Consider the following 24,286-nt stretch of genomic DNA (forward strand, 5'->3'; position numbering starts at 1 on the left):
TCGCGAGGGAGTCCAGATCAGGCGTCACAACCGATCTTTGGACTCCCTCGCTTCATGTCATGCGCGGCGGCGAGCCCTTGGCATCAGTCATCTAGTGGTGCCTACCGTGAAGGGCTCTCGGGCGTGCGAGCGTTGTTCCCAAGCGGCACCTCACTGCGGCAGATCGGCCGTGAAATCGGGTGCGCCGTTCTTGGGGTCCGAGGAGACTCACACGCATGGACGAGCCTGACGAGATGATGACCTTCACGGATCCGCCAGCATGGCCTCACGCGGAGGCTGATCTCCTACGTGAGGAGCCCGACTGGCAGGCGGTTGCCTGTCTCGACTTCGGTCAGGACCGCTGGCTTGGCTACCTCCGCGGTTACGCGAATGCCGCCGAGATCATCGCAGACCAGGTTGTGTCCAGCGGACGGGATCAAGACACGTTGATCTATCCGTTCGTGATGTGCTGGCGGCACTACGTCGAGCTTCATCTCAAGACCTTGATCGAGCTAGCGAGCGTCTACCTCGATGAGCCGCACGAGCTGATGCGGAGTCACAGCATCGAGGTCCTGTGGCGCAGGGCTCGGCCGCTTCTGGAACGCTCGTTCCCTGGCGACGATCAAGCGGAGCTGGTCAACACAGAGCGTGTGCTCCTCCAGCTGCATGGCATGGACCCCAGTTCCGAGCACTTCCGCTACCCAGTCCGCAACAGCGGTGATCCGACTCTTGATGGCATCGACCGCATCCACATCCGTCACTTCCACAACGTGATGGTGGGTGTTGCCAGACTGTTCGACGCTGCCGACACGGGCATCCGCGAGATGACGGACAGGAAGGACGAGATGGCCGGCTTCTACCTCTACGGCGGTTGAGTCCTTCAGACCAGCCCTGCCGCGATCCGTGGCGAGGCGTCGCCAGGAGGCCTGCCCTGGGAAGCCCCCTCCACCTCCCAGGACAGGTGACGCAGCTCGGGGGGCCAGGAGCTGAATGGTGCTCCTGGCCCCACCGAGAACAGTGCGTACGGTCAGTCCGCCATCGGCAGGTAGACCTTGTTGCCCTGGGCCTTGAACTCGTCGGACATGGCCTTCATACCCTCGACAGCGGCCTCGTCGTACTCCGGCGAGGATGCGCCCTGGCCGAACTTCTCATTGATGCTTTTGCTGATCTTCATCGAGCAGAACTTCGGCCCGCACATGGAGCAGAAGTGCGCCGTCTTGGCGGGCTCGGCGGGGAGGGTCTCGTCGTGGAACTCCCGGGCGGTCTCCGGGTCGAGGGCCAGGTTGAACTGGTCCTCCCAGCGGAACTCGAAGCGGGCGTCGGACAGGGCGTCGTCCCAGGCCTGGGCGCCGGGGTGGCCCTTGGCCAGGTCGGCGGCGTGGGCGGCGATCTTGTAGGTGATCACGCCGGTCTTGACGTCGTCCCGGTTGGGCAGGCCCAGGTGCTCCTTGGGCGTGACGTAGCAGAGCATCGCGGTGCCCCACCAGGCGATCATCGCGGCGCCGATGCCCGAGGTGATGTGGTCGTAGCCGGGCGCGACGTCCGTGGTGAGCGGGCCGAGGGTGTAGAACGGCGCCTCGTCGCAGATCTCCTTCTGGAGGTCCATGTTCTCCTTGATCTTGTGCATCGGAACGTGGCCCGGGCCCTCGATCATCACCTGGACGTCGCGCTCGCGGGCGATCCGGCCGAGCTCCCCCAGGGTCTGCAGTTCGGCGAACTGCGCCTCGTCGTTGGCGTCCGCGATCGAGCCGGGACGCAGGCCGTCACCGAGCGAGAAGGTGACGTCGTAGGAGGCCAGGATGTCGCACAGTTCCTCGAAGTTGGTGTAGAGGAAGTTCTCCTGGTGGTGCGCCAGGCACCAGGCGGCCATGATCGAACCGCCGCGCGAGACGATGCCGGTCTTGCGGCGGGCGGTGAGCGGTACGTAGCGCAGCAGCACGCCGGCGTGGACTGTCATGTAGTCGACGCCCTGCTCGCACTGCTCGATGACGGTGTCCCGGTAGACCTCCCAGCTCAGCTCCTCGGCCTTGCCGTCCACCTTCTCCAGGGCCTGGTAGAGCGGCACGGTGCCGATCGGCACGGGGGAGTTGCGCAGGATCCACTCGCGGGTGGTGTGGATGTTGCGGCCGGTGGAGAGGTCCATGACGGTGTCGGCGCCCCAGCGGGTGGCCCAGGTCATCTTCTCCACCTCCTCCTCGATCGAGGAGGTGACCGCCGAGTTGCCGATGTTGGCGTTGATCTTCACCAGGAAGTTGGTGCCGATGACGGCCGGCTCCACCTCCGGGTGGTTCACGTTGACCGGGATGACCGCCCGGCCGCGGGCCACCTCGGCACGCACGAACTCGGGCGCCAGGCCCTCGCGGAGCGCCACGAACTCCATCTCCGGCGTCACCACGCCCCGCTTGGCGTAAGCGAGTTGGCTGACGGCCGCGCCGCCGCGGCCGCGCAGCGGGCGACGCGGGCGGCCGGGGAAGACGGCGTCCAGGTTGCGCAGGTTGCCGCCGCGCGGCGAGGTGTGCTTGATCCCGTCGTCCTCGGGCCGCGGCTCGCGGCCGTCGTACTCCTCGACGTCGCCGCGCTGCCGGATCCAGGGGTCGCGCATCGCGGGCAGGCCGCGCCGCACGTCGGGCTCGTACGACGGGTCGGTGTACGGGCCGGCGGTGTCGTACAGCGGCACGGTCCGGCCGTTGGTGAGCTGCACCTCGCGGTACGGGACGCGCAGGTCGGGGCGCGATCCCTCGCGGTAGGCCTTGCGCCAGGCGGGCGTCGGATATCCGCTGCGCTCGCTGCTGGGGGTGCTCCGGGCAGACTGCGGCTGTGCTTCGAACGTGGTCATCTGACCTCTACTCCCTACGCCGGCATTACCCGGTCCAGGTTCCTGCGGTCGACGCAGCCGTCGGTCCGTCCGTCGACGTCCCGGTCAGCGCCCTCTCAGCCCGGTGCTCCGAGCTCCCGCGTCACAGGCGGTGTTGCCTGCACATGACGCCCAACACCGTAGCGAGCCGATCCCCGCAGGTCCAGACCGTCTCCCCGACCGGGACACATCGCGGTCCGGGCACGGCCGAGGCCCGGCTCCCCCTTCGTGGGGGGCCGGGCCTCAGGACGGCGGTTCGGTGCGCGGTCAGCTCTTGGCGGCCTTCTTCACCAGGATCACCACGGCGGCGGCGATGCCGACCACCACCAGCAGCTTGATCGCGATTCCCAGCAGTGCGCCGACGACGCCGAAGACGAAGGCGACGACGTTCCAGGCCAGCACCAGGACCAGCACCGGGATGACGATGTTGCGCACCCACGAGGGCAGTGACTTCCAGAGCTCAGCCATGTCCGTTCCTCTTCTCCCCAAGGGCCGGCCGCCGTCCGGTGCCGCATCCCGCTTGCTTTCGATATGTCGATCGTACGGGGGCCCGAGTGCCGGAACGAGGGCCAACGGCCCGGAGAGAACCCCGAGATCACCCGGAGCCCGACCCTCGGGAAGACCCCCTGCGGATCTGCGGGGAGCCCCCTGAGAAGCCGCCCGCCAGCCGGTCCGTGAGCGGTCCGCGGCCGGTCAGACCGGCCAGCGTTCGCCGCGCCAGGCGGCGTCCCAGAACATCCACTCGTACCGCGAGGTGGTGCCGAAGTGCTCGACCACCTTGCGGCGTTCGGCGGGGGAGATCTCCTCGCCGAGCCGGTCGGTGAGGGCGAGCACCCGGCGCACCACGGACTGGAACGCCTCGTCGCCGTAGGTGGCGATCCACTTGGCGTAGAGCGGGTCGGGGGAGCCCTGGGCGAGCAGTGCCCCGCCGACCCGGGCGTAGATCCAGTAGCAGGGCAGGACGGCGCCGACCGCCTCGGCGAAGGAGCCGCCGTAGACGGTGGCCAGCAGGTAGCTGGTGTAGGCGCGGGTGGTGGGCAGGACCGGTTCGGCGGCGGCCTGTTCGGCGGTGCCGCCGAAGGCGGTCAGGAACTCGGCGTGCATGCCCTGCTCGGCGGCCAGCGCGCCGACCGCGTCGTCGGCGAAGGCGCGGACGTCGTCCTCGCCGGGGGCCTTGGCGGCGCAGACGGCGAGGGCGCGGGCGTAGTCGCGCAGGTAGTGCGAGTCCTGGACGACGAAGTGGCGGAAGGCCTCGCGCGGCAGGGTGCCGTCGGTGAGGCCGGCGAGGAAGGGGTGGGCGAGGATCTCGCCGTAGATCGGCTCGATCGAGGCCCAGAGTTCTTCGGTGAGGCTGCGGGTCATGCGGACGACCCTAAGGCCCGTCCTCGAACCCCCGCCTTTGCGGTCAGTCCTCCGGCGGGGAGAAGACCACCAGGACGCGCAGTTCCTCGGTGACGTGGTGGAACCGGTGCGGGGTGCCGGCCGGGACGTACACGACGGTGCCGCGTCCGACGGTCGCGGTCTCGGCGCCGACGGTGAGTTCGGCCCGGCCGCTGATCACCTGGTAGATCTCGTCCTGGTGGTGCGCGGTCTGCGGGTCGGTGTCGCCGGGGGAGAGCGCGTACAGTCCGGCGGACATCCGCGGTTCGCGCAGGAACCGCAGGTACGCGCCGTCGTTGGCCGCGCGCTCGGTGTCCAGTTCGTCCAGCCGGAAGAGCTTCACCGCCGCCGTCCTTCCCCATCCGTCCGCCTCCGGGACCAGGGGCATTCAACACCAACCCGCCGTGTGGTGGTTCCCCCGGGGCTGTGGTGCTGCCAGGCTTGGGCGCCATGAAGGGTTTCGTCATCAAGACACTGATCAACGCGGCGGCCATCTGGGTCGCCGCCTGGATCGTCAGCGGCATCCAGCTCGCCCAGGGGAACGCCGACTGGCAGCACAAGGCACTCACGGTGCTCGGCGTCGCCGTCGTCTTCGGCGTCGTCAACTGGCTGATCAAGCCGGTGGTCAAGCTGTTCTCGTTCCCGCTGTTCATCCTCACGCTGGGCCTGATCACCTTCGTGATCAACGCCCTGATGCTGCTGCTGACCTCATGGGCGTCGGGGCGGCTGGAGTTGGACTTCCATGTGACCAACTTCGTTTCGGCACTGATCGGTTCGCTGATCATCAGCCTGGTGGCGTGGGGCCTGCACCTGGCCCTGGACGACGACTGACGGCTGTCGTGCCCGCCCGCGCGCGAGGCCCGTACCCGGTGGAACGTCCGGGTGCGGGCCTTCGTCGTGCTCCGCAAGCTGCGTTCGGAGGCCGCGCTCGGAAGCCTCCTTCGAAAGCCGGCCGATCACCCCGCGTTCTCGCGCCCGCTGAGGATGTCCGCGAGCTGGGCGTCGAGTTCCCGCGCGGCGAGTTCCTGCCCCATCGGCAGCAGCTGCTCGGTGCGGGCCAGGAAGGCGGTCAGCGGCGTCGAGGAGGCCTGCAGCAGGGCGTCGCCGTCGGGGGCGCGCAGCATGACGCGGATTTCCGAGGGGTCCTCGCCGGCCGGGTGGATGTGGACGTCACCCTCGCCGGCGGGCCCGCTGATCCCGTCGACCAGCAGTTCCCGCGCGAAGTACCAGGTGACCGGGGCGTCGCCGGGCACGTGGAAGGTGAGCCGGACGGCGTACGGGTCGTCGGCCTGGTACGTCAGGTCCGCCAGGATGCGGAAGGAGAGCTCGTGCGAGACCACGAGGCTCATCACCAGGTGGCTCTGGACGGTGGTGTGCTGCATGGCGCCAGTACCTCTCTTTCTGCCCGGGTCTTCGTCGCGCACGGCGAGACCCCGGGCGGACGTGGCCGACCAGGTCGGCGTTTCGGTCCATTTCCCGTGTTTCGACCCTTTCTCCGCGCGGGAGACTCCCGCACAACGCGCCAGCCCCGGAGGTGGCCATGGGCCCCGAGAACCGAATCCCGCCACCGCGCCCGGTGGTCAAGCGCACCGCGCGGGCGATCCTGCTGGAGCTGGACCCGGACGATCCGTACGGCCCGGCCTCGATCGTGCTGATCCGCCGGGTCCGGCCGGGCGCGCCGCACCCGTACTGGATCACGCCCGGCGGCGGGGTCGAGCGCGGCGACCGGACGGTGGTCGAGGCGTTGCACCGCGAGGTGGACGAGGAGTTGGGCGGCAAGGTCGTGGACGTGGTGCCCGCCTTCGTCGACACCATCAGCCACCCCTTCCACGACGACGGCACCCCGCTGCACCCGCACGGCGTCAAGGTGCAGCACTTCTTCGTCTGCCGGCTCGCCTCGATGGACCTCAGCCGACGGCACGGGCCCGAGGTGACGGAGCCCAACGGCGAGTACGAGGTGGTGCGGCTGCCGTTCACCCGCGAGGGCGTCACCTCGGTCAACGTCGTACCGCCACGGCTGCGGGCGTACCTGGCGGCCAACATCGAGGGCATCCGGGCGCTGCTCGCGCCCGATCTCGGGTGATCATCCGGCGGCCAGGTCGCCGACCAGGTCGTGCCGGATCCGCTCGGCCGGCACGCCCGACCGCAACAGCACCCCGACGCCGCGGCGCACCATCGCGGGCGGTCCGCTGAGCACCGCCTCACGCCCCGCCCACGGGCCGAACCGGCCGACCACCTCGGGGAGTTCGCCGGTCAGGGCGCCTTCGGCGGGGCCGGTGCCGGACAGCACCGGCCGCACCGTCAGCCAGGGGTGGCGGCGGGCCAGCTCGCGCAGGCCGTCCAGCGCGTACAGGTCGGCGGCGCGGCGGGCGCCGTAGAACACCTCGACGCGGCGGCCGGGCGCGCCGTGTCCGGCGGCTTCCTCGACCAGTGCGTGGATCGGCGCGATGCCGGTGCCGCCGCCGAGGCAGAGCAGGTCCGGGCCGCCGGTGTGGTCGACGGTCATCGCGCCGGCTGCCGGGCCCAGCCGCAGCACGTCCCCGGGCGCGGCCCGGTGGACCAGCGCGTTGCTCACCCAGCCCGCCGGCACGGCCTTGACGTGGAAGGTCAGCAGCCCGTCGGGGCGGGGCGCGGAGGCGAAGGAGTAGTGCCGCCAGACCCGCGGCCACCAGGGCGTCTCCAGGCTGGTGTACTGCCCGGCCCGGAACGGGTACGCCTGGTCCGGCCGGACGGTGATCACCGCGACGTCCCGGGTGCGGCGCTCGTGCCGGACGACCTCGCCCTGCCACCAGGGCGGCGAGGTGCGGGCGGCCTCCTCGGAGGCTTCGATCATGGTCGAGGAGATCAGCCGGTAGGCGCGGCGCCAGGCCAGTTCGGTGTCGGCGTCCCAGCGGCCGCCCGCGTACCGGGCCAGCGCCTGCACCAGGCACTCCCCCACCGGGGCGTAGTGGCCGGTCAGCGTGCCGTACCGGCGGTGGCCGCGGCCGAGCGCGCTCAGCCCGGCGCGCAGGGCCACCGGGTCCTCGGCGCCGCGCGCGGCGGACAGCAGGGTGCGGAACAGCCGGTCGCGCTGGACGTCCATGGCGGCCGGGAAGAGCGAGCGGACCTCGGGGTGGTGCAGGAAGAGCAGCGCGTAGAAGTGCGCGGTGGCCCGGTCGGCGACCGGCTCGACGGCGGCGAGGCTGGCCCGGATCAGCTCGACGTCCCGTGCGGTGAGGGGGAGTTCGGCGTCGGGTACGGCCTGCCCGGTGGGCGGCGGCATGCTCGGCGGCGCCGACGGCGGTGCGGGCGGCAGGGCGGGCGGCAGGGCGGGCGGCAGGGCGGGCGGCAGGGCGGCCGGGTGCTGCCCGGCGGGCGTCTGCGCGGCCCAGGCCTCGCTCCAACTGTCCCCGGGCCCGGACCAGTTGAGACCGGGAGCGTCGGTGAACAGCGGCCGGAAGGCGGGTGAGGTGCCGGTGGTCGAGACCGCCTCCGGATGGGCCGCCTCCGGGTAGCTCGGCGCCGGGACGGCCGGCGGCTCCGACGGCATGGCCGGGATCACCGGACGGGCGGGCGCCGCGCCAGGAGCCCCGGCCGCGTCGGGCACCGACGGCGGAGCCGCCGTCGGCGGGAGCTCCGCCGCATCTGCCGCGTCCGCCGGAGCCGTCGGCGGGAGCTCCGGCAGCCCCGGGACGGAGGTGGCCCCCGCCGAGCCGTGCCCGGTGCGGACCAGAAGTGTTCTGCGGGACTTCACCGCTACGTTTCGAGTACCCAAGAGAATCGTTTCGCCTCCGACCGCCCTGCGCCACCACCTGGCTTGTCTCTGCTGACGCCTAGGCAGCGTGGCACGGCCGAACTGCTCATCCGACAAATCACGCGAAGCCCGGACACCCGGCCCGGTAACGCGCTACTCTCACTCGATCGCGGTCGCCCTGGGTGGCCCCCCGTCCACTCAGGGCAACCGCGTCCTGCTCACGGCGGGTTCGCTCAGAGCTGCCGCAGCAGCATGCCCGGCTGCTCCACGCAGTCCGCGACGAACCGCAGGAAGCCGCCCGCCGTCCCGCCGTCGCACACCCGGTGGTCGAAGGTGAACGACAGCTGCGTCACCTCGCGCACCGCCAACTGCCCGTCGTGCACCCACGGTTTGGCGACGATCCGGCCGACCCCGAGCATCGCCGCCTCCGGGTGGTTGAGGATCGGGGTGGAACCGTCCACTCCGAACACCCCGTAGTTGTTCAACGTGAAGGTGCCGCCGGTCAGTTCGGCCGGCGTGAGCGCGCCACTGCGTGCTGCCTCGGTCAACCTGCCCAGCTCCTCGCCGAGCTGCTCGGTGCTGCGGGCCTGCGCGTCCCGCACCACCGGGACGACCAGCCCGCGCTCGCCCTGCGCCGCGAAGCCCAGGTGCACCGCCGAGTGCCGGACGATCCCGGAACCGTCCTCGGTCACCGAGGAGTTGAGCTCGGGGAAGCGTGCCAGCGCGACCGTGCAGATCCGCGACAGCAGCGCCAGCACGCTCACCTTCGGGCCCGGTGTGGCGTTCAACTGCCGTCGCAGCGCCATCAGTTCGGTGGCGTCGGCGTCCACCCAGCAGGTCGCCGCCGGGATCTCCCGGTGGCTGCGGCTGAGCTTCTCGGCCACCGCCTTGCGCAGCCCGCGCAGCGGAACGACGCCCTCCTGCACGGCCGGCGGCCGGACCGCCGCGGGCGCCACCGGCGCCACCGGCGCGGCCACCTTCGCCGCGACCGCCCGTTCGACGTCCGCCCGCATGATCAGCCCGTCCGGCCCGCTGCCGGCCAGCGCGGCCAGGTCGACGCCCTGTTCCCGGGCCAGCCGCCGCACCAGCGGCGAGATCACCGGCACCACCGCCGGCCCGGCGGCCACCGACACGACCGCGACCGGAGCGCCCACCGCCGAAGCACCTGAAGCGCCCGCAGCCGAAGAACCCGCGGCACCCGAAGCACCCGCCCCGACCCGGCGCCGCCGCCCGCCCTTCCCGGTCTCCGCGACGCCGTACCCGACCAGCGGCCGTTCGACGGTCTCGCCCACCGCGGACGAGCGCCCGTCCGAAAGACCGTCCGAGATCCCGTCCGGGAGCCCTCCCGAGAACCCCTCCGCCGGCGCCACCGCGACCGTGACCAGCGGCGCGCCCACGGCGATCTCCTCGCCCTCCTCGCCGTACCGCGCGGTGACCACCCCGCCGTACGGGCAGGGCACCTCCACCACGGCCTTGGCGGTCTCGACCTCCACCACCGGCTGGTCGACCGCGATCACGTCGCCGACCTCGACCATCCAGCGCACCACTTCCGCCCCGGTGAGTCCCTCACCGAGGTCGGGCAGCCGGAACTCCCGCACGACGGGCATCACGCTCGGTCCTCCCACTGCAGCCGGGCGACGGCGTCCAGGATCCGGTCCACCCCGGGCAGGTGGTGGTGTTCCAGCATCGGCGGCGGGTACGGGACGTCGAAGCCGGTGACCCGCAGGACGGGCGCGGCCAGGTGGTGGAAGCAGCGCTCGGTGACCCGGGCGGCGATCTCCGCGCCGGTGCCGCCGAAGCCGCTCGCCTCGTGCACCACGACGGCCCGGCCGAGCGAGCGCACCACCCGGCAGACCGTCTCGTCGTCGAACGGCACGAGGGTGCGCAGGTCCAGCACGGCGAGGTCCCAGCCTTCGGCCTTGGCCGTCTCGGCCGCCTCCAGGCAGACCGGCAGCGAGGGGCCGTAGGTGATCAGGACGGCGGACGTCCCGGTGCGCCGCAGCACCGCCTTGCCGATCGGCTCGACGGGCGCCGCCGGGTCGAACTCGGCCTTGCCCCAGTAGAGCCGCTTGGGCTCGAGGAAGACCACCGGGTCGTCGGAGGCGATCGAGGCGCGCAGCAGCCCGTACGCGTCGGCCACCGTCGCCGGGGTGACGACGTGCAGGCCGGGGGTGCTGGTGTAGTACGCCTCGGAGGCGTCGCTGTGGTGTTCGACCCCGCCGATGCCGCCGCCGTAGGGGATGCGCACGGTGATCGGCAGCGGGAGCCGGCCCGCCGTGCGGTTGCGCATCTTGGCGACGTGCGAGAACAGCTGTTCCAGCGCCGGGTACGCGAACGCGTCGAACTGCATCTCGACGACCGGGCGCAGCCCGTACATCGCCATGCCGATCGCGGTGCCCAGGATGCCGGCCTCGGCGAGCGGGGTGTCCAGGCAGCGGTCCGGGCCGAAGTCGGCGGTCAGGCCGTCGGTGATCCGGAAGACGCCGCCGAGCGCGCCGACGTCCTCGCCGAGGACGTGCACCGCCGGGTCCTCGCGCATGGCGTCCCGCAGCGCGGAGTTGAGCGCCTGCGCCATGGAGGCGGTACGGGGGGAGACTACCGTGGGCATCAGTGCTGCACCTCGGCCTCGGCGGCCAGCTCGGCGGACAACTGGGCGGCCTGTTCCCGCAGTTGCGGGGTGGGTTCGGCGTAGACGTGGGCGAACAGCGTCATCGGGTCGAGGTCCGGTTCGGTGTGGAACTCGGCGCGCATCCGGGCGGCCAGCGCCTCCGCCTCGTCCGCCGCGTCCTGCACCAGCCGGTCGTCGAGCACGCCGAGTTCGCGCAGTGCGCGTTCCATCAGCAGGACCGGGTCGTGGTCGCGCCAGGCGTCCACCTCGGGTTCGGTGCGGTAGCGGGTGGCGTCGTCGGCGTTGGTGTGCGCCTCGATCCGGTAGGTCAGCGCCTCGACCAGGGTGGGGCCGCCGCCGCCGCGGGCCCGCTCGACCGCTTCGGTGAGCACCGAGTGCACGGCGGGCGCGTCGTTGCCGTCGACGAGCCGGCCCGGCATGCCGTAGCCGACGGCCTTGTGGGCCAGGCTGGGCGCGGCGGACTGGGCGCTGAGCGGGACGGAGATCGCGTAGCCGTTGTTCTGCACGAGGAAGACCACCGGCGCGTTGAGGACGGCCGCGAAGTTGAGCGCCTCGTGGAAGTCGCCCTCGCTGGTGCCGCCGTCGCCGAGCAGCGCCAGGGCGACCGTCGGATCGCCGCTGAGCCGGGCGGCGTGGGCGAGCCCGACGGCGTGCGGGGCCTGGGTGGCGAGCGGGGTGCAGAGCGGGGCGGTGCGGCCGGCGCGTGGGTCGTAGCCGGTGTGGGCGTTGCCGCGCAGCAGGGTCAGCGCCTCCAGGGGGTCGATGCCCCGGGAGACCACGGCGAGGGTGTCGCGGTAGCTGGGGAACAGCCAGTCGTGTTCGCCGAGCACCAGGGCGGCGGCGATCTGGCAGGCCTCCTGGCCGGTGGACGCGGGGTAGACGGCGAGGCGGCCCTGCTTGGTCAGGGTGGTCGCCTGCTGGTTGTAGCGGCGGCCGACCACCAGGCGGCGGTAGAGCTCGCGCAGCAGCGCGGGGTCGTACTTCTCCAGCGCGGGGGTGCCGAGCACCCGGACGGGGGAGGGGTCCGGGAGCAGGGGGGCGGGGTCGGTGCGCGGGGCGGTGGCCCCGGGCAGCCAACCTGGCACGCCCGTGTGGTGTCTGTGGTCGAGAACGGTCATCTCGGGGCACCTCCAGGGGTTGCGGGGGCTCCCTACCGATTGTTCGGTCGTCTGTTCATCTTGACCAGAAGCGTGACAAGGTGGTGGACATTCGGTCCGAGTGGCGGTCGACTGGTGGCAGTACGTCCAATCGCTGAGGGTGGGGGGTCATGTCGGCTGAACAGGTGTCCAGACTCGACCGGGTCGACCGGTCGATCCTGCGGCTGCTGCAGCAGGACGGCCGCGCCTCCATCCGCTCGGTGGCCGAGCGGGTGCACGTGTCCCGGGCCAACGCGTACGCCCGGATCTCCAGGATGGTCGAGGACGGCATCATCCGCGGCTTCACCGCCCGGGTGGACCACGAACGGGCCGGTCAGACCGCGTCCGCGTACATCACCCTGAAGATCGTCCAGAACTCCTGGCGCACGGTCCGCGAGCAGCTGCTGGAGCTGCCGGGGGTCGCGCACATCGCCCTGGTCGGCGGGGACTTCGACGTCCTGCTGCTGGTGCACACCGCCGACAACCGGGTGCTGCGGGAGCTCGTGCTCAACCGCATCCAGTCCATCCCCCAGGTGCTCGGCACCCGCACCATGCTGGTCTTCGAGGAGACCGACCAGGTCCCCCCGGACTGACGGGCCCCTGCCGCCCTGCCAGAGCGCCGCCGGCCCCCGACGGCGACCAGCGAACGACTACCGGCTACCGCGCCCGCAGCCCGTCGAAGGCCAGGTGCACCACCGCGTCCGCGACGCCGTCGGCGCCCCTGAGCCCCGGCCGGTACCACTCCACGATCGAGTTGATCATCCCGAACAGCAGCCGGGTCGCCAGCCGCGGCTCCACGTCCACGCGCAGCGCGCCGTCCGCGACCGCCGCCCGCAGCAGCTCGGCGACCTGGTGGTCGAAGTCCCGCCGGCGCTCCAGCGCCCACTGCTCGGTGGCCGTGTTGCCGCGCACCCGCAGCAGCAGCGTGACGTACGGCAGTTCCGCGAGCAGCACCTCGGCGGTGCGCCGCACCACGTGCTCCAGCCGCTCCACCGCCGGGCCCTCGACGGCGGCCGGCTCGGCCAGGATCGCGAACAGCCCGTCCAGTGCCCGCCCCACGGCCAGCCGGAGGAGTTCCTCCTTGCCGCGCACGTGGTGGTAGATGGAGGACTTGGAGATCCCGGCGGCCCGGGACAGGTCCTCCATCGAGGTGCCGTCGTAGCCGCGCTCGTTGAACACGTCGACGGTCACCGCGAGCAGTGACTCCACGGTGTAGGCGGTGCGCGTGGTGTGATCGGCCATCCCCTGAGTATCCCCGCCCGCCCCGCGCGGTACGCGGTCGGGTCCGGCCGGCCCACCCCGGCCGTGGGGTGCAGGCCCTTGGGCCCGTCTTCAAATTCCCGGCGTCGCCCCGCAGGCGGGAGTTTGAAGACGGGCCCTAGAATCTGCGGACGATCCGTCCACGTCCAGCAGGCTGGGGTCCACGGCTGATGAACGCAATACCGGCAGTCGCCTCCGACGTGCCCGACCGGCTTGGCGGGGATCCGGAGGGCGCCTCGCCCAGCCGGAAGGAGCGGGCCCGCGCGCTGGTGGTCCGGTTCGGCCCGGCCGTGTGGTGCTACGCCGTGCTGAAGCTGGTCGGCTTCACCGTCTTCATGAAGCTGCTCTCCTTCGCCGGCGGCTACGCGAAGAAGCCGGCCCGGTTCGGCGGCGGCGCCAACCCGTGGGACGTGCTGGGCAGCTGGGACGGCTGGTGGTACCAGCAGGTGGCCCAGTTCGGCTACCACCCGGCGCTGGTCCCGATCGCGGGGCCGGAGGGCTTCAACATCGAGCAGAACTCGGCCGCCTTCTTCCCGCTCTACCCGGGCCTGATGCGGCTGACCTCGAACGTCACCGGCCTCGGCCTGTACGGCGCCGGGATGCTGGTCTCGGTGGTGGCCTCGCTGTTCGCCGCCGCCGGGATCTACGCCGTGGTGGAGAAGCTGTCGGGGGACGTGCGGGCCGGTGTGATCGCGGCCGGGATCTGGGCGATCGCCCCGGGCTCGGGCGCCGAGTGGGCGGTCTACTCGGACTCCACCTTCGTCGCGCTGGCCGCCTGGGCCTGCTACTGCGTGATGACCAGGCAGTGGGTCGCGGCCGGGGTGATCACCCTGGTCGCCGGGCTGAACCGGCCGACGGCGGCGGCGCTGATCGGCGCGGTGGGCCTGGCCGCGCTGGTCGAGCTGTACCGCCGGGAGAGCGGCGTGCTGCGCCCGCTCGCCGCGATGGTGACGGCCCCGCTGGGCCTGCTCGGCTACGTCGGCTGGGTGGGCTGGCGCACCGGCGAGTGGGGCGGCTACTTCCGGCTGCAGCACGACGCCTGGCTGCACTACTTCGACGGAGGCCAGGGCACCTGGCACGCGATCCGCGGTGTGCTGCTGGGCCGCAGCGACTACCCGTTCGCCTTCCTGGTGCCGGATCTCCTCGCCACCCTGATCGTGCTCTCCCTGCCGGTGCTGATCGTGCTGATGGTCCGGCTGCGGCCGCCGCTGGTGCTGACCGCGTACACGCTGGCCACGATCGTGTCGGTGCTCGGCAGCCTCGGCATCTTCGGCAACACCTCGCGCTACCTGCTGCCCGCGTTCCCCCTGCTGATCGCGCTCGCGGTCGGGATGCGCAAGCTGAGCTGGCCGGTGCTGGCCGCGGTGCTGGGCACCGGCGCGGTCGCCTCCGGCTGGTACGCCGGGTACGTGCTGTTCGAGCTGGGCGTGCCGTAGACCCGGAGCACCCGAGCCCCGGAGGGCGCGTCCGCCGCGGACGCGCCCTCCGTCCGTTCCGGCGCGATCCCCCCGCCGCACCCTCTTGAGCCGACCGATCGTTCGGTTACTCTGTGACGTGTCCCGTCCTCCCCTCTGAGGAGCGCACAGATGTCCGCAGCGGTCACCCACCCCCTCGTCAGCGAGCTGGTCGAACGCCACCAGGCCACCCTGGACGCCGCGCTAGACGCCGCCGCCAAGCGCGACTACTGGTCGCCCTACCCCGAGTTCCCGAAGGCCTACGGCGAGAACGGCCCGGCGGACGGCAAGGCCGCCTTCGACGCCCTGCTCGGTGCGCCCTTCGCCCTGCCGGGCCAGCCCACCGACGGCGACCAGGTCGGCGGCGAGGCCTCCCCGTACGGCGTCGAGCTGGGCATCACCTACCCGCACGCCGACCCGGACGCCCTGATCGCCGCGCTCACCGCCGCCCGCCCCGGCTGGGCCGCCGCCTCCCCGCTCGAGCGCGCCGCCGTCTGCCTGGAGATCCTGCACCGGATCAACGCCCGCTCCCACGAGTTCGCCCAGGCCGTCATGCACACCACCGGCCAGGCCTACGGCATGGCCTTCCAGGCCGGCGGCCCGCACGCCCAGGACCGCGGCCTGGAGGCCGTCGCCTACGCGTACGCCGAGCAGACCCGCCTGCCGCGGCGGGCCGGCTGGACCAAGCCGCAGGGCAAGCGCGAGCCGCTGGTGATGACCAAGGAGTTCACCGTCGTCCCGCGCGGCCTCGCGCTGCTGATCGGCTGCAACACCTTCCCCACCTGGAACGGCTACCCCGGCCTGTTCGCCTCCCTGGCCACCGGCAACCCGGTGCTGGTCAAGCCGCACCCGCGGGCCGTGCTGCCGCTCGCGCTGACCGTCCGGACCGCCCGCGAGGTGCTGGCCGAGGCCGGCTTCGACGCCAACCTGGTCTGCCTGGCCGCCGAGCACGAGGGCGGCACCGTCGCCCAGACCCTCGCCGTCCGCCCCGAGATCAAGATGATCGACTACACCGGCTCCACCGCCTTCGGCGACTGGCTGGAGGAGAACGCCAAGCAGGCGCAGGTCTACACCGAGAAGGCCGGCGTCAACGCCGTCGTCATCGACTCCACCGACGACTACCGGGGCATGCTGGGCAACCTGGCCTTCGCGCTCTCGCTCTACAGCGGCCAGATGTGCACCACCCCGCAGAACGTCCTGATCCCGCGCGGCGGCATCGCCACCGACCAGGGCGACAAGTCCTTCGACGAGGTGGTCGGCGACCTCGCCGGCGCGATCCAGGGCCTGCTCTCCGACGACGCCCGCGCCGCCGCCATCCTCGGCGCCGTCGTCAACCCCGGCGTGCTGCAGCGCTCCGCCGCCGCGGCCGGCGGCGAGTACGGCGAACTCGTCCTCGCCCCGCGCGCGGTGACCTCGCCGGACTTCCCCGGCGCGACCGTCCGCACCCCCGCCCTGGTCAAACTGGACGCCGACAAGCCGGACGACCGCGCCGTCTTCCGCAGCGAGTGCTTCGGCCCGGTCTCCTTCGCCGTCGCCGTCGAATCCACCGCCGCCGGCATCGAGTTGCTGCGCACCACGGTCCGCGAGAAGGGCGCCATGACGGCCTCCGGCTACACCACCTCGCCCGAGGTGGAGGCGCTGCTGGTCGAGGCCGCGCTGGACTCCGGCGTCTCGCTCTCCCTCAACCTGACCGGCGGCGTCTACCCGAACCAGACCGCCGCCTTCTCGGACCTGCACGGCACCGGCGCCAACCCGGCTGCCAACTCGGCCTATTGCGACGGCGCGTTCGTCGCCAACCGGTTCCGTACGGTGGAGGTCCGCCGGCACGGCTGAGCCCCCGTCCCCGGCGCCGGCCGAGCCCGCGAACCGGCCCGGCCGAGCCCGCGCAGCGACACCCCGGGCCCCGGCGGTCACCCACCGCCGGGGCCCGGCGGTTCACAGCTCCCACCGGGCCCGCGATGATGGAGGCTGGGAGAACGCCGGGAACGGCGTCCGACCACCCTCCGAACAACGGGAGCTGATACATGACCGTGAAGCCGACGACCGAAACCGACGTCCTGATCGTCGGTGCCGGACCGACCGGGCTGCTGCTGGCCGGCGACCTCGCCGCCGCCGGGGTCGGCGTCACCGTCCTGGAGAAGCGGGCCGCCGAGTCCAACCTCACCCGGGCCTTCGCCGTGCACGCCCGCAGCCTGGAGCTGCTGGACGCCCGGGGCCTGGCCGACGAGTTGATCGCCACCGGCCGGCCGCTCGCCGCGCTGAGGATGTTCGACCGCTTCGCCGTCGACCTCGGCTCGCTGCCCACCCGCTTCCCGTTCGTCCTGATCACGCCGCAGTACAACGTCGAACGGCTGCTCCTGGAACGCGCGGAGAAGGCCGGCGCGACCCTGGTGCGCGGCGCCGAGGTGACCGGGCTGCGCCAGGACGCCGAGGGCGTGACGCTGGAGACCGCCGACGGGCGCACCCACCGCGCCGCCTACGCGGTCGGCACCGACGGCGTCCGCTCCGCCGTCCGCGACCTGCTCGGCATCCCGTTCCCCGGCGAGTCGGTGGTCGACTCCGTGGTGCTGGCCGACGTCCGGCTGGAGCGCGAGCCCGCCGAGGCGATCACCGTCGGCGCGGGCGGGACCGGTTTCGCCTTCATCGCCCCGTTCGGCGACGGCTGGTACCGGGTCATCGCCTGGGACCGCAACGAGCGCTTCCCGGACGGCACCGCCCCGACGCCCGAGCAGCTCACCGCCCTCCTGCGGTCCGTCCTCGACGAGGACTACGGCCTGCACGAGGTGCGGTGGAGCTCCACCTTCCACAGCGACGAGCGCCAGGCGCCCAACTACCGCTCCGGCCGGGTCTTCCTGGCCGGCGACGCCGCCCACTGCCACTCCCCGGCCGGCGGCCAGGGCATGAACACCGGCCTGCAGGACGCCGCCAACCTCTCCTGGAAGCTCGCCGCCACCGTGCGCGGCCGGGCCACCGACGCGCTACTGGACACCTACCAGACGGAGCGGCACCCGGTCGGGAAGACGGTCCTGCGCACCTCGGGTGCACTGATCCGGCTCGCCCTCGCCGAGTCCGCCCCCACCCGCGCCCTGCGCGGGGCGCTCACCGCGCTGGGCAGCCACCTCGACGTGGTCAGCGAGCGCGGCGCCCGGCTGGTCTCCGGCATCGGCATCTCCTACCCGGCGCCCAAGGAGGCCCACCCGCAGGTCGGCAAGCGCGTCCCGGACCTGCGGCTGACCGCCCTGAGCAAGCCCGCCGAGGGCGCTCCGCCCGCCCCCGCGCGGCTCTACGAGGCGCTGCGCGCCGGGAGGTTCGTCCTCGTCAGCAACGACGAACTGGCCGCCGCCGCGCCCTGGGCCGACCGGATGGTCTCCGCCGCCCCGGCCGATCCGCACGGCAAGCTGCGCGACACCGTCCTGCTGATCCGCCCGGACGGCTACGTCGCCTGGGCCGCCGTCGACCCCGGCCAGGGCGAACTCCGCGCCGCCCTCACCAGCTGGCTCGGCACCCCCGCCTGACCGTCGTTCCGGGCGGGCGTGCCCTCACCGGCGCACCCGCCCGGACCTCGCGGTTCGAACACCGAAGCACCGAACCATCGTTCGGTCGTCGGTTAACCCCGCGCCTTCACGTAGTGCCGCGCCGCCTTCGCGCGATTCCCGCACACCGCCATCCGGCACCACCGCCGGCGCCCGTTCTGCGAGGCGTCGAAGAAATGCAGGATGCACGCCTCGTGCGCGCACTGCTTGACCCGCTGCGCGCCCTGTCCGAGCAGCGTGAGGAAGTCGTCCGCGGCCAGCCAGGGCGCCAGCCACTGCGGCTGGTCGGCCTCGGCCAGGTCCTCGGGGCCGCCCGGCCCAGCCGTCCGGCGGATCCGACCGTGCGCCAGCACCGCGTCCAGTCCGTCCCGCGCCGCAGCGCCCAACTCGCCCTGCTCGCGGGCGTCCTGGGCCGCCAGGTGGATCGCCTCGCGGGCCTGCCGGATGGCCGCCAGCCCCGCCTCGTCGGCCGCGCAGCGCCCGCCCAGCCCGGCGGAGGAGAGCCAGACGCGGTACCCGTCGACTCCGGTGAGCAGGTCGTTGACGGGCGTCCCGGCCCAGCGCGTGTTGAGCAGGTCGAGCGCGAGTGGTTCGCCGGTCAGCGGTCGTGGATCCCTCGGGTCTGGCATCACGTCAGTCATCGTTCTCCCTCGGCTCCACCCGATTCTACGTCCGCGTCCGGCAGCGCCGATTGGTATGGACCGGCCCCCGAATTCCGTTCATTCACTGTATGGAATCCGGGAGTTTCCCGGCCTCCACAGTTGACTGTTTTTTAGCAACGAATTGCCTGGCCATGAGCCACTTCGCACACGGGTTCTGTCATGTTCTAGCCAGCGTTCTCGACCCCGGAACGCCTGGCCCCTTGCCGGCCCCCACAGCCGGCCGGAGGAGGATCCCGTGCGCCCCCGTTCCCTCGCTCTCGCCGCGGCGATAGCCGTGCTGCCGCTGACCGCCGTCTCGCTCGGCGTCTCCACCGCACAGGCCGCCGCCCCGAACGCCACCCCGCGCGTCTCCCTGCCGAACACCGTGAACCCCGCGGTGTCCCACTCGGAGAAGAAGGGTGACGTCCCCTCCGAGCAGCAGATCTCGGTGTCCGTCAACCTGAAGCTGCGCAACGCCGACGCCCTGGACCGCTTCCTCGCCGCGGTGACCACCCCCGGCGCCCCCGAGTACGGCCGCTACCTGACGCCGGAGCAGTTCACCGCCCGGTTCGGGCCGACCCAGGCCGACGTCGACCAGGTCAGGACCTACCTGGCCCAGCAGGGCCTGACCGTCTCCGACGTCAGCGCCAACCGCCAGGTCGTCAACGCCCGCGGCACCGCCGCCCAGATCTCGCAGGCCTTCGGCACCCACGAGAGCTCCTACGTCGACCCGCAGCTGCAGCGCGCCTTCTTCGCGAACGACGCCGCCGCCTCGATCCCGTCCGACCTGGCCGCCGTGGTCCAGGGCGTCAGCGGCCTGGACAACCACGCGGTGCGCAAGAACCGCCTGGCCCAGCCCGCCGCCGCCCCCGGCTCGATCGCCCCGAACGCCGCCACCGCCAGCCCGAGCGGCATGGCCCCGGCCCAGTACACCGGCGCGTACAACCTGAACAAGACCGGCGCGGACGGCACCGGCACCACCGTCGCGCTGTGGGAGTTCGACGGCTACCAGTCCTCGAACCTGACCACCTACGACTCGCAGTACGGCCTGACCGGCCCGGCCGTCTCCACCGTCTCGGTGGACGGCGCCGGCTACGACTCCGCCCCCGGCCAGGGCCAGGGCGAGGTCGAGCTGGACAGCGAGATCGTCCGCGGCGCGGCGCCCAAGGCCACCCAGCTGGTCTACGAGGCCCCGAACAGCGACCAGGGCGAGATCGACATGGCCAACAAGATCGTGGCCGACAACCGGGCCTCGGTCATCTCGATCTCCTGGGGCTCCTGCGAGCCCGACACCACCGCCGCCTCGATGACGGCCGTCGACAACGCCTTCAAGCAGGCCGCCGCCCAGGGCATCTCGATCTTCTCCGCCTCCGGTGACGACGGCTCGCGCGACTGCACCCGCTCCACCAGCGGCTCGACCGTCAAGGCCGTCGACTTCCCGGCCTCCAGCCCGCACCAGACCGGTGTCGGCGGCACCAACCTGAAGGTCGGCAGCGGCAACGGCTACTCCTCGGAGAGCGCCTGGAGCACCGCCGGCGGCGGCGTCTCCACCGTGTTCAGCAAGCCGAGCTGGCAGACCGGCACCGGCGTCAACGGCACCATGCGCACCGTCCCGGACGTCGCCTCCAACGCCGACCCGCAGAGCGGCTTCGCGATCTACACGGCCGGCGGCTGGCAGGTCTACGGCGGCACCAGCGCGGCCGCGCCGCTGTGGTCCGGCTACGCGGCCCAGTTCAACCAGAAGGCCAAGGCCGCCGGGCAGCCGGCCCTCGGCGAGGCGAGCCCGCGGCTGTACTCGGTCGCGAACAGCAGCAGCTACGGCAGCACCTTCCACGACGTGACCACCGGCGCAAACCAGGACTTCTCCGCCAAGGCCGGCTACGACCAGGTCACCGGCTGGGGCTCCCCGGTCGCCGACGCGCTGACCACCGCCCTGCTCGGCGGCGGCAGCACCACCCCGCCCCCCGGCGGCTGCACCGCCGCCCAGCTGGTCAACAACGGCGGCTTCGAGACCGGCTCCGCCTCGCCGTGGACCGCCTCCAGCGGCATCGTCGACAACAGCTCCTCCCAGGCCGCCCACACGGGCAGCTGGAAGGCCTGGATGGACGGCTACGGCTCGGCCCACACCGACACCATGTCGCAGTCCGTCTCCATCCCGGCCGGCTGCACCTCCGCCAAGCTGACCTTCTGGCTGCACATCGACACCGCGGAGAGCGGCACCACCGCGTACGACAAGCTGACCGTCCAGGCCAACAGCACCACGCTGGCGACCTACTCCAACGTGAACGCCGCCCCCGGCTACGTGCAGCGGACCCTGGACCTGACCTCCTTCGCCGGCCAGACCGTGACCATCAAGTTCACCGGCACCGAGGACTCGTCGCAGCAGACCAGCTTCGTGATCGACGACGTCGCGGTGAACGTCGGCTGACCACCGGGCCGGTAGCACCGGGTAGCACCCGGCAGCACCACCGATACCCCCGCCGGGGCGGCGCCGTCATGGCCCGCCCCGGCGGTGTCGCGTCCGGCGGACCGCCCCCGGATCCGGGGGCCCGGACGAGCCCCGTGTTTCCGGACTGTTTCAAGATCGATAACCATCCGGTCGACCTGCCGTGACCACTGTCATACGCACGACTGATGACGTAGCCTCTCGACCGTGCATAGGGTTCCCCAAAGCTCGGTGAAGCCGCTCGCGGCGCGCCCCGGAGTCGGTCCGGTCCCACCGAACTCACCTGGTGGGGAGGGTCATCGCATGGTCGCACAGCAGCCTCAGGACGCCGCGCGGCTGCGGCTGGTCGGAGCGCACCCGGAGCGTCCCGGGCCGCCCGCGCCCGGTCCGGCACCGACCCCGGCATCACCCGCCGCCCGGCTCGCCCCGGTCGGCGGCTTCGCGGACACCCTCCACCTGGCCATCGAGGCCAGCGGCCTCAGCCTGGACCGGATCCGCGCCGCCCTCGCCCAACGGGGCGTCAGGGTCAGTGTCACGACGCTGAGTTACTGGCGTCGCGGCCGCAGCCAGCCCGAACGCGCCAGCTCGCTGCGCGCCGTCCACCTGCTGGAGGAACTGCTCGGCCTGCCGCACAGCGCGCTCTCCTCGCTGCTCGGCCCGCCCCGCCCGCGCGGCCGCTGGGCCGCCGCCGCCAACACCTGCCACCTCGGGCTGGAGGACGTCTGGCCGGGCGAGCAGGAGATCGCCTCGATCTTCGCCGAGCTGGACGCCCCGCCGGCCGGCGAGCTGGAGCGCCTGAGCATCCACGACTCCTACTACGTGGACGCCGAGCGGCGCGCCAACCTGCTGCGGATGCGCCAGGTGGTGCGCGCCACCGTCGGCGGCGTCAGCCGCTGCCTGGTCGTGCACAAGGCCGACGAGGAGGCCACCGGCTGCCCGGAGATCACCGCGGTGCGGCACGGCCGGCTGGGACGGGTGCGCCGCCGCCCGGAGGTCGGCCTGACCGTCGGCGAGCTGATGCTGGACCGCCCGCTGGCGCTCGGCGACAGCACGGTCTTCGAGTACGAGGTGGAGATCCCGCCCGGCGGCCCCACGATGGAGTACAGCCGCCGCTTCGCCACCCCGGTGCGCGAGTACGTGCTCCAGGTGCACTTCGACCCGGCGTCCGTCCCGGCGCACTGCGAGCGCTACGACCGCGAGCCCGGCGCCGACGTCGACCACCGCCGCGAGCAGCTGTGGATCGGCGCCTCGGCCAGCGCACACGTCCTGGCCCCGGACCAGCAGCCGGGCCACATCGGCATCCGCTGGGAGTGGGCGTAGCCCCCGGCTCCCACCCACGCGCGTCCCCACCGAGCCCCGTCGGACCGTCCGGTCCGGCGGGGCCGTCGCGTTCCCGGTCGGCGCGCGTTCCCGCCCGAGCACCTAACCGCTTCGCCCGCACATAGTGGTTGACGCTGCATCACCTAACTCCTACTCTCATGAGTATCGGTTAGGCAGAAGCCCGGCCGGACGCCCCAGCCCCAGGAGTGACCAGGCATGTCCGACACCACCCTGCTCCGCACCCTGCAGACCGGCCACGTCGGCCTGAACGTCACCGACCTGGCCCGCTCGATCGACTTCTACCGCGCCGTCCTCGGCCTCCAGGTCACCCAGGAGGGCACCGACCCCGAGCGCCGCTACGCCCTCCTCGGCCGCGACGGCCGCCTGGTGGTGACCCTCTGGCAGCAGAGCACCGGCACCTTCCCCACCGCGAACCCCGGCCTGCACCACCTCTCCTTCGAGGTCGAGAGCCTCGACGAGATCCGCGCCGCCGAACGGCTGCTGCGCGAACTGGGCGCCGGCTTCGCCCACGACGGCGTCGTCCCGCACAGAGAGGGCTCCGCCTCCGGCGGCATCTTCTTCACCGACCCGGACGGCATCCGGCTGGAGATCTACACCCGCAGCGGCCTGGACGAGACCGAGGCCGCCGCGCCCACCGTCGGCGCCCCGACCTGCGGCTTCTTCTAGGCCTCTGCCCGACCGTCGCCGCAACCCGGCCGGCCCCGACCGGCCGCACCCCCGCCGATACCGAGAGACCGGTCGGCCGAATCCGACCGGATCCGGCCGACCGAGTCCGACCAGCCCCGGAAGGGGGAGCCGCCCATGACCACCGTCAGCACGCCGTACCACGCCGGCGAGCGGGCCGCCCAGGCCCGGGCCGGCCGGACCGAGCGGGCCGACCACGCCGGCCGGTCGATCCGCGACACCATCCCCGCGGTCGCCGCCCGCTTCCTGGCCGAGCGCCGGATGCTGGTCGTCGGCGCCGCCGACCCGGACGGCCGGCTCTGGGCCACCCAGCTGGCCGGACCGGCCGGCTTCCTGCGGGCCGCGGACGAGCGGACCATGGCGGTCGCCGCCCGCCCGGCCACGGCCGACCCGCTGGCCGAGGCGCTGGACCGCCCGGCCCGGGTCGGCACCATCGCCCTGGACCCGGCCGGCCGGCGCCGGATGCGGCTCAACGGCGGCTGCGCCCCGGACGGCCGGGGCGGGCTGCTGATCAGCGCCGACGAGGTGGTCGCCAACTGCCCGAAGTACATCCAGCGCCGCACCCCGCTGGACCGCCCGGCCGCCGGCCCCGCCCGTACGGTCGCCGCGGGGCCGCGGCTGACCACCGCGCAGCGCCTGGCCGCGGCCACCGCGGACACCTTCTTCATCGCCACCGCCGGGCCGGACGGCAGCGTGGACGCCTCCCACCGCGGCGGTTTCCCCGGCGTCCTGGAGGCGGTGGCGCCGGACCGGCTGCGCTGGCCGGAGTACCCCGGCAACAGCATGTTCATGACCCTCGGCAACCTGGAGCTGGACCCGCGGGCCGGACTGCTGCTGCCCGACTGGGAGACCGGCGGGGCGCTGCTGGTCACCGGCGAGGCCCGCACCGACTGGTCCGAGCAGGCCCGGCAGGCCGTCCCGGGCGCCGAGCGGATGGTCGAACTGGCCGTCACCGGCGTGGTCGAACTCGCCGACGCAACCCCTCTGACCTGGACCGATCCCGAGTACTCGCCCGCCATCCCGCGCTGATCGGGGGTCAGGTCCGGACGGGTCCGCACTAACTGCTCCGGCCCGCCCGCGCCACGCCCACGAGCCGAACGGTCGTCACCCTCCCGGCTCAATCCGCCGCGCCGCACTCCGCCCGCTTTGGGACTTTGGTCCCGATGACCCGCGGAGCCGGCCCGGAAAGGCCGGTCCTGTCACGCCGTCAGGCCGT

22 protein-coding genes are annotated in these 24,286 nt (G+C 72.7%); 11 read left to right on the forward strand and 11 right to left on the reverse strand.

Annotated features, from left to right (window positions below):
• Positions 1 to 215 precede the first annotated feature (215 nt).
• Entirely contained in the window at positions 216 to 854 is a 639-nt protein-coding gene (locus AC0B61_RS30935; RefSeq protein ID WP_471744812.1) for a hypothetical protein, read from the forward strand.
• 152 nt (positions 855 to 1,006) lie between these two features.
• On the opposite strand, the gene thiC is transcribed toward AC0B61_RS30935, so the two are convergent.
• The 4 genes from thiC to AC0B61_RS30955 form a co-directional block, all read right to left on the reverse strand.
• Positions 1,007 to 2,815 (reverse strand): phosphomethylpyrimidine synthase ThiC, encoded by a 1,809-nt coding sequence (thiC, locus tag AC0B61_RS30940; RefSeq protein ID WP_471744813.1) that lies wholly within the window; start codon positions 2,813 to 2,815, stop codon positions 1,007 to 1,009.
• Between the two features lie 285 nt (positions 2,816 to 3,100).
• Entirely contained in the window at positions 3,101 to 3,301 is a 201-nt protein-coding gene (locus AC0B61_RS30945) for a DUF5326 family protein (protein ID WP_471744815.1), read from the reverse strand.
• 225 nt (positions 3,302 to 3,526) lie between these two features.
• The gene (gene tenA, locus AC0B61_RS30950) at positions 3,527 to 4,195 is read right to left on the reverse strand and encodes a thiaminase II (RefSeq protein ID WP_471744817.1); all 669 of its coding nucleotides are present in this window, start codon (positions 4,193 to 4,195) and stop codon (positions 3,527 to 3,529) included.
• Positions 4,196 to 4,238: 43 nt separating this feature from the next.
• Positions 4,239 to 4,556 carry a cupin domain-containing protein gene (locus AC0B61_RS30955; RefSeq protein ID WP_471744819.1) on the reverse strand — a complete coding sequence of 106 codons (318 nt, stop codon included), beginning with the start codon at positions 4,554 to 4,556 and terminating at the stop codon, positions 4,239 to 4,241.
• A 107-nt stretch (positions 4,557 to 4,663) separates the two neighbouring features.
• On the opposite strand from AC0B61_RS30955, the gene AC0B61_RS30960 reads away from it, so the two are divergent.
• Positions 4,664 to 5,044, forward strand: a complete 381-nt coding sequence (locus tag AC0B61_RS30960) for a phage holin family protein (protein ID WP_471744821.1) — start codon at positions 4,664 to 4,666, stop codon at positions 5,042 to 5,044.
• Positions 5,045 to 5,169: 125 nt separating this feature from the next.
• On the opposite strand, the gene AC0B61_RS30965 is transcribed toward AC0B61_RS30960, so the two are convergent.
• Positions 5,170 to 5,595, reverse strand: coding sequence for an SsgA family sporulation/cell division regulator (locus AC0B61_RS30965; RefSeq protein WP_471744823.1), 426 nt, complete (start codon positions 5,593 to 5,595; stop codon positions 5,170 to 5,172).
• A gap of 158 nt (positions 5,596 to 5,753) precedes the next feature.
• On the opposite strand from AC0B61_RS30965, the gene AC0B61_RS30970 reads away from it, so the two are divergent.
• The gene (locus AC0B61_RS30970) at positions 5,754 to 6,296 is read left to right on the forward strand and encodes an NUDIX domain-containing protein (protein ID WP_471744825.1); all 543 of its coding nucleotides are present in this window, start codon (positions 5,754 to 5,756) and stop codon (positions 6,294 to 6,296) included.
• Here AC0B61_RS30970 and AC0B61_RS30975 read toward each other — a convergent pair whose 3' ends face one another.
• From AC0B61_RS30975 to AC0B61_RS30990, 4 genes are all read right to left on the reverse strand, one after another.
• Positions 6,297 to 7,742, reverse strand: coding sequence for a globin domain-containing protein (locus AC0B61_RS30975; RefSeq protein WP_471744827.1), 1,446 nt, complete (start codon positions 7,740 to 7,742; stop codon positions 6,297 to 6,299).
• A gap of 437 nt (positions 7,743 to 8,179) precedes the next feature.
• Positions 8,180 to 9,553: a dihydrolipoamide acetyltransferase family protein gene (locus AC0B61_RS30980; protein ID WP_471744829.1), complete on the reverse strand. Its 1,374-nt coding sequence runs from the start codon at positions 9,551 to 9,553 to the stop codon at positions 8,180 to 8,182.
• On the reverse strand, positions 9,553 to 10,554 hold the full coding sequence (locus tag AC0B61_RS30985; RefSeq protein ID WP_471744831.1) for an alpha-ketoacid dehydrogenase subunit beta: 1,002 nt from the start codon (positions 10,552 to 10,554) through the stop codon (positions 9,553 to 9,555). Before AC0B61_RS30985 ends, AC0B61_RS30980 begins: the two co-directional genes overlap by 1 nt.
• Positions 10,554 to 11,693 carry a thiamine pyrophosphate-dependent dehydrogenase E1 component subunit alpha gene (locus AC0B61_RS30990; protein WP_471744833.1) on the reverse strand — a complete coding sequence of 380 codons (1,140 nt, stop codon included), beginning with the start codon at positions 11,691 to 11,693 and terminating at the stop codon, positions 10,554 to 10,556. Before AC0B61_RS30990 ends, AC0B61_RS30985 begins: the two co-directional genes overlap by 1 nt.
• Before the next feature lie 149 nt (positions 11,694 to 11,842).
• On the opposite strand from AC0B61_RS30990, the gene AC0B61_RS30995 reads away from it, so the two are divergent.
• Positions 11,843 to 12,304, forward strand: a complete 462-nt coding sequence (locus AC0B61_RS30995; RefSeq protein ID WP_471744835.1) for an Lrp/AsnC family transcriptional regulator — start codon at positions 11,843 to 11,845, stop codon at positions 12,302 to 12,304.
• Positions 12,305 to 12,368: 64 nt separating this feature from the next.
• Here AC0B61_RS30995 and AC0B61_RS31000 read toward each other — a convergent pair whose 3' ends face one another.
• Positions 12,369 to 12,953: a TetR/AcrR family transcriptional regulator gene (locus tag AC0B61_RS31000; protein WP_471744837.1), complete on the reverse strand. Its 585-nt coding sequence runs from the start codon at positions 12,951 to 12,953 to the stop codon at positions 12,369 to 12,371.
• Between the two features lie 188 nt (positions 12,954 to 13,141).
• Between AC0B61_RS31000 and AC0B61_RS31005 the strand changes: the two genes are divergently transcribed.
• The 3 genes from AC0B61_RS31005 (at position 13,142) to AC0B61_RS31015 (ending at position 17,940) form a co-directional block, all read left to right on the forward strand.
• Positions 13,142 to 14,407 carry a hypothetical protein gene (locus AC0B61_RS31005; protein WP_471744839.1) on the forward strand — a complete coding sequence of 422 codons (1,266 nt, stop codon included), beginning with the start codon at positions 13,142 to 13,144 and terminating at the stop codon, positions 14,405 to 14,407.
• A 150-nt stretch (positions 14,408 to 14,557) separates the two neighbouring features.
• Positions 14,558 to 16,258, forward strand: coding sequence for a phenylacetic acid degradation protein PaaN (gene paaN / locus AC0B61_RS31010; protein ID WP_471744841.1), 1,701 nt, complete (start codon positions 14,558 to 14,560; stop codon positions 16,256 to 16,258).
• A 191-nt stretch (positions 16,259 to 16,449) separates the two neighbouring features.
• Positions 16,450 to 17,940, forward strand: a complete 1,491-nt coding sequence (locus AC0B61_RS31015) for an FAD-dependent monooxygenase (RefSeq protein ID WP_471744843.1) — start codon at positions 16,450 to 16,452, stop codon at positions 17,938 to 17,940.
• Between the two features lie 92 nt (positions 17,941 to 18,032).
• On the opposite strand, the gene AC0B61_RS31020 is transcribed toward AC0B61_RS31015, so the two are convergent.
• Entirely contained in the window at positions 18,033 to 18,599 is a 567-nt protein-coding gene (locus tag AC0B61_RS31020; RefSeq protein WP_471744845.1) for a CGNR zinc finger domain-containing protein, read from the reverse strand.
• Positions 18,600 to 18,855: 256 nt separating this feature from the next.
• On the opposite strand from AC0B61_RS31020, the gene AC0B61_RS31025 reads away from it, so the two are divergent.
• From AC0B61_RS31025 to AC0B61_RS31040, 4 genes are all read left to right on the forward strand, one after another.
• A complete protein-coding gene (locus tag AC0B61_RS31025; RefSeq protein WP_471744847.1) occupies positions 18,856 to 21,027 on the forward strand; it encodes a S53 family peptidase in 2,172 nt (723 codons plus the stop codon).
• Positions 21,028 to 21,348: 321 nt separating this feature from the next.
• A complete protein-coding gene (locus AC0B61_RS31030; RefSeq protein ID WP_471744848.1) occupies positions 21,349 to 22,365 on the forward strand; it encodes an XRE family transcriptional regulator in 1,017 nt (338 codons plus the stop codon).
• A 216-nt stretch (positions 22,366 to 22,581) separates the two neighbouring features.
• The gene (locus tag AC0B61_RS31035) at positions 22,582 to 23,052 is read left to right on the forward strand and encodes a VOC family protein (protein ID WP_471744850.1); all 471 of its coding nucleotides are present in this window, start codon (positions 22,582 to 22,584) and stop codon (positions 23,050 to 23,052) included.
• Between the two features lie 135 nt (positions 23,053 to 23,187).
• The gene (locus AC0B61_RS31040) at positions 23,188 to 24,099 is read left to right on the forward strand and encodes a pyridoxamine 5'-phosphate oxidase family protein (protein ID WP_471744852.1); all 912 of its coding nucleotides are present in this window, start codon (positions 23,188 to 23,190) and stop codon (positions 24,097 to 24,099) included.
• Positions 24,100 to 24,286: the final 187 nt, after the last annotated feature.

This window comes from Kitasatospora sp. NPDC023385, from assembly GCF_055664045.1.

Excerpts from the sequence above, each read along its gene's own strand:
- AC0B61_RS30935 (WP_471744812.1), top strand. The coding sequence starts at position 216 with ATGGACGAGCCTGACGAGATGATGACCTTCACGGATCCGCCAGCATGG.
- thiC (WP_471744813.1), bottom strand. The coding sequence starts at position 2,815 with ATGACCACGTTCGAAGCACAGCCGCAGTCTGCCCGGAGCACCCCCAGC.
- AC0B61_RS30945 (WP_471744815.1), bottom strand. The coding sequence starts at position 3,301 with ATGGCTGAGCTCTGGAAGTCACTGCCCTCGTGGGTGCGCAACATCGTC.
- tenA (WP_471744817.1), bottom strand. The coding sequence starts at position 4,195 with ATGACCCGCAGCCTCACCGAAGAACTCTGGGCCTCGATCGAGCCGATC.
- AC0B61_RS30960 (WP_471744821.1), top strand. The coding sequence starts at position 4,664 with ATGAAGGGTTTCGTCATCAAGACACTGATCAACGCGGCGGCCATCTGG.
- AC0B61_RS30965 (WP_471744823.1), bottom strand. The coding sequence starts at position 5,595 with ATGCAGCACACCACCGTCCAGAGCCACCTGGTGATGAGCCTCGTGGTC.
- AC0B61_RS30970 (WP_471744825.1), top strand. The coding sequence starts at position 5,754 with ATGGGCCCCGAGAACCGAATCCCGCCACCGCGCCCGGTGGTCAAGCGC.
- AC0B61_RS30975 (WP_471744827.1), bottom strand. The coding sequence starts at position 7,742 with ATGCCGTCGGAGCCGCCGGCCGTCCCGGCGCCGAGCTACCCGGAGGCG.
- AC0B61_RS30980 (WP_471744829.1), bottom strand. The coding sequence starts at position 9,553 with ATGCCCGTCGTGCGGGAGTTCCGGCTGCCCGACCTCGGTGAGGGACTC.
- AC0B61_RS30985 (WP_471744831.1), bottom strand. The coding sequence starts at position 10,554 with ATGCCCACGGTAGTCTCCCCCCGTACCGCCTCCATGGCGCAGGCGCTC.
- AC0B61_RS30990 (WP_471744833.1), bottom strand. The coding sequence starts at position 11,693 with ATGACCGTTCTCGACCACAGACACCACACGGGCGTGCCAGGTTGGCTG.
- AC0B61_RS30995 (WP_471744835.1), top strand. The coding sequence starts at position 11,843 with ATGTCGGCTGAACAGGTGTCCAGACTCGACCGGGTCGACCGGTCGATC.
- AC0B61_RS31000 (WP_471744837.1), bottom strand. The coding sequence starts at position 12,953 with ATGGCCGATCACACCACGCGCACCGCCTACACCGTGGAGTCACTGCTC.
- AC0B61_RS31005 (WP_471744839.1), top strand. The coding sequence starts at position 13,142 with ATGAACGCAATACCGGCAGTCGCCTCCGACGTGCCCGACCGGCTTGGC.
- paaN (WP_471744841.1), top strand. The coding sequence starts at position 14,558 with ATGTCCGCAGCGGTCACCCACCCCCTCGTCAGCGAGCTGGTCGAACGC.
- AC0B61_RS31015 (WP_471744843.1), top strand. The coding sequence starts at position 16,450 with ATGACCGTGAAGCCGACGACCGAAACCGACGTCCTGATCGTCGGTGCC.
- AC0B61_RS31020 (WP_471744845.1), bottom strand. The coding sequence starts at position 18,599 with ATGACTGACGTGATGCCAGACCCGAGGGATCCACGACCGCTGACCGGC.
- AC0B61_RS31030 (WP_471744848.1), top strand. The coding sequence starts at position 21,349 with ATGGTCGCACAGCAGCCTCAGGACGCCGCGCGGCTGCGGCTGGTCGGA.
- AC0B61_RS31035 (WP_471744850.1), top strand. The coding sequence starts at position 22,582 with ATGTCCGACACCACCCTGCTCCGCACCCTGCAGACCGGCCACGTCGGC.
- AC0B61_RS31040 (WP_471744852.1), top strand. The coding sequence starts at position 23,188 with ATGACCACCGTCAGCACGCCGTACCACGCCGGCGAGCGGGCCGCCCAG.